This is a genomic window from Carboxylicivirga litoralis (assembly GCF_025499605.1).
In the GTDB taxonomy this organism is placed as follows: domain Bacteria; phylum Bacteroidota; class Bacteroidia; order Bacteroidales; family Marinilabiliaceae; genus Carboxylicivirga; species Carboxylicivirga litoralis.
Window position 1 is genome coordinate 1 of the sequence record NZ_JAFMVC010000069.1, and the last position, 2,984, is coordinate 2,984.

The 2,984-nt window shown below is 42.2% G+C and carries 6 protein-coding genes; all 6 read right to left on the reverse strand.

Annotated elements, in window-relative coordinates; genetic code table 11:
• Positions 1-197 (reverse strand): hypothetical protein (locus J1N10_RS20595; protein ID WP_262328617.1); only part of this gene is annotated, 197 nt, incomplete at its 3' end.
• Positions 198-216: 19 nt separating this feature from the next.
• Positions 217-822: a hypothetical protein gene (locus tag J1N10_RS20600; RefSeq protein ID WP_147377094.1), complete on the reverse strand. Its 606-nt coding sequence runs from the start codon at positions 820-822 to the stop codon at positions 217-219.
• 17 nt (positions 823-839) lie between these two features.
• Complete coding sequence (locus tag J1N10_RS20605; protein ID WP_262328618.1) at positions 840-1,313, reverse strand: hypothetical protein; 474 nt, start codon at positions 1,311-1,313, stop codon at positions 840-842.
• Positions 1,314-1,326: 13 nt separating this feature from the next.
• Positions 1,327-1,503 (reverse strand): hypothetical protein, encoded by a 177-nt coding sequence (locus J1N10_RS20610; RefSeq protein ID WP_170154413.1) that lies wholly within the window; start codon positions 1,501-1,503, stop codon positions 1,327-1,329.
• 11 nt (positions 1,504-1,514) lie between these two features.
• Positions 1,515-2,636, reverse strand: a complete 1,122-nt coding sequence (locus J1N10_RS20615) for a hypothetical protein (protein WP_262328619.1) — start codon at positions 2,634-2,636, stop codon at positions 1,515-1,517.
• Positions 2,637-2,643: 7 nt separating this feature from the next.
• Positions 2,644-2,984: hypothetical protein (locus J1N10_RS20620; RefSeq protein WP_262328620.1), on the reverse strand; the 341-nt coding region annotated here is incomplete at its 5' end.

The following is a 2,984-nucleotide window of genomic DNA, read 5'->3' on the forward strand; positions in this document are numbered from 1 at the left end:
GGAATAATAATCGCTTTACGTTCAACATCGTATTCAAAACCTGTTATCTGCTGGTCTTTACTCATATCAAACACGCCCTGAAACACTTTGTATTGTTCGTGTTCCATACCCAAATATGCGTACTGGCCATCCGAAGCCCATTCGCCTTTTTTCAATAACGGTGGGGTTGTTCCCCTAAACATTTTTATAGTTCCCATATCTAAAGTCTTTTAATTGCTAAATCATTGCGTAGGCTTGCTCAAACAATTGGTTGGAGACGTAATTACCGCCTGTCTCAACCTTTGTCATTGAAAGCACCAATAAGCGGAGTGTATTTTTTGTAGGCAGGAGCTTTGCACTCTTGCTGACCTTTAAATCCTTGCAAACCGTTTGGATGTAATGGTCTGTATTATTTTCAAATCGGGGTGCATATTCTTCGACCAATAACGGCACGGTATTCTTGCCCTTTTCAATGTCATGCTTGAGGTCTTTTATCATGGCACGGACACCATAAACCGGAGCAATGAACATTTCAAAACGCCTGTCTTTGTTTTGCTCTTTGGGTAGTTTGCCGTTCCATTTGATGTTGGTAAAAATCAGGTTTCCCGGATTGTTGTTTCGGATACCCCTGGGTGCATTGGATAGATAGGTATTTCCACCGTTCCAATTCTGAAAGTTTGAGGGCAGTTCGTTATTGTTGGTAGTCAAAACGTTTGAACCACGAGGAGGCAATAGCCCACGCTTGCGTTTGTTTCGTCTGCGAATCATTACAATTGTAGTTACTATTGCCCCTGTGGTTAACACACCTCCCGAAATAAATAATATCTTTTTCTTCTTGTCCATAGCTTTATTGTTAGAGTTTAGAGAGGGATTCCCCAACTGTCGAACTTGGGTTTGATTTTGGAAATTTCACTTTCGCTTAGTTCCTGTCTGAACCAGCCAATCAGGTTAAAATCCTGACCTAAAAATGCTGCCCTGGTTCCCCACAAATACTGTTTCATGCCAAAGGCTTTAATCACCAATAGCATATCATCTTTGCTCTGTATCTTATCAATGGTGGAGTAGATGACCTTTTCATCTGTACCAAAGTCGAGCATTGCACCATACAGCGTATTAGCATACAAAGCAGCATCAGAAGCGGAAATAGTCAGATTTTGCCTGTCAATAACCGTATCCTTAATGGATGGAGCAACCCTTGATGAAGTGCCATCGGGATTACGCTTTAGCATTCTTCGAACAGCGTAAATTCCGATACCAACACCCAAAATGGGCAATCCGTATTTGATGCTGTTTGCGACTAATGCAGCTTTATTTACTGGTGGTAACTTTTGCACGGTGCTGATGATTTTAGATGTATCGTAATGCGGTCTTTACAATTTTTGGGTTCTTGGCAACCTTGGTCAGAAGCTTAATCATGTCCTGTTGCTCAACTTTGTTGACTGCATTTTGCAAAAGGTTTCCTACTTGCTGAACTACCTCTGTACTGTCAGCTTCAATGGTGATTCCTACTTTAAACTTTCTCATAATCGTATGTATTAATCGTTATCTAAATCCTCGTTATCAAACTTTGCGTTTCCCGGTTCCGGCTCTGATATGCCATTCACGGCTTGGTTCAGGAACAGGAGGGTTTTATTAATCAGCTCCGCTTTGTCAAGGCATAAGCCAACGATGTTTGCAATCTTGGCTACATCTTGTAGTTCCCATGTCATAAGGGCATCAGATAGCTTTTTGATAATCTCTGCTTTCTTGCGGTCTTCGGGTGTATTTGCTGTGCCTATGTCGGTAATCTCAACATTGGTTTCAGGGAGCTGCGTTGATTCTTCCTCGGAATCATCAAGCATTCCTAAAGCCCCTTTGAGTTCTTCGGCTGATAAGCCTAATAATTCTGCGGTTTTTGGACTGTTGGTAAGCAAGCGTGAACCGATACCCACCAATGCACCTGTGGCAACTCGTTTCATCACTTCATTGGGAGCATACCCTGCAAGACGGCTTTCAAGGTCTGTCTTATCGGTTTTTAGTTCCCTGTTCTCGCTTTGGTAGCGGTCTTTTTCGGCACGTAGTTCTGCGTTTTCGTTGCGCAAACGTTCGTACTTTTCTTCCAAAGTGTTGTAGCGTGTCTCGAACTTAAAATCATCCAACTGCTTTTGATAGCTGATTCTCTCAACTTCTTTGTTATTGCCCGAAAGGGCATTAAATACACCAAACAGACCATCAAGCTTAGATTTTACAGCAGGGTTATCTCCTGAAAATAATCCTAACAGGGAGTCCAGTTCACCCAATCCGTTGGTGTTGTTTTGGATTTGGCTCTGTTTCATTTCTTCCTGGATAATGGTTTGTATCTCGGCTCTCTCAATAGGTTCTTTGGGTGGGTTCAAAAGCTTGCTGATATTTACTGTATAGCTGTTCAGGCTTCTGGCATTGGGGCTTTTGCCTCCAAATACATCAACCCTGAGTGAGCCGTGAGATTGCTTTGCTTTTTCAATGGCACTTTCAATATCACGGTTAAACTTATCCGTTCCGGAGGTTCTTGAAGTGAGTGCCGTTTCCTGTGCTGCGGTAACCAGATATATTTCGTAAGCGTAAGGGTACTTTTGTTCGTCCTCTGAACGCTTTATAAACTCGTATATGCTTTGTATTTGCTCTCTGTAATCCAACATAGCTGTATTAATTTCGGTGGGGAATAATCTTTACAAACTCCAATCGGTAAGGCTTAAAGTTTTCCGCTTGGGTTTTGATGTCTATGTAATCGGTGAATACCTGGTATCGGTATTCATCCATAAAGTCGTATTCTTCGGGTGTAGCGGTAAACACATTATCGCTGCTTACGAGTTCCATTTCATCAATGGAGCTTGGCAGACCTTTAGTGTTTAGAATCCACATGTCGTTTTTCAGGTCCAGCGAAATGTCCGAACCTGTTACCATTATCACCGTTGGTTTTAATTGGTAGCTGTCGATGGTTCGCATCCCTGAAACACGGTCTTTTGCGATGGTATGTAATAACTCAC

Coding starts and splice junctions, on each gene's coding strand:
- J1N10_RS20600 (WP_147377094.1), bottom strand. CDS start 822: ATGGACAAGAAGAAAAAGATATTATTTATTTCGGGAGGTGTGTTAACC.
- J1N10_RS20610 (WP_170154413.1), bottom strand. CDS start 1,503: ATGAGAAAGTTTAAAGTAGGAATCACCATTGAAGCTGACAGTACAGAG.
- J1N10_RS20615 (WP_262328619.1), bottom strand. CDS start 2,636: ATGTTGGATTACAGAGAGCAAATACAAAGCATATACGAGTTTATAAAG.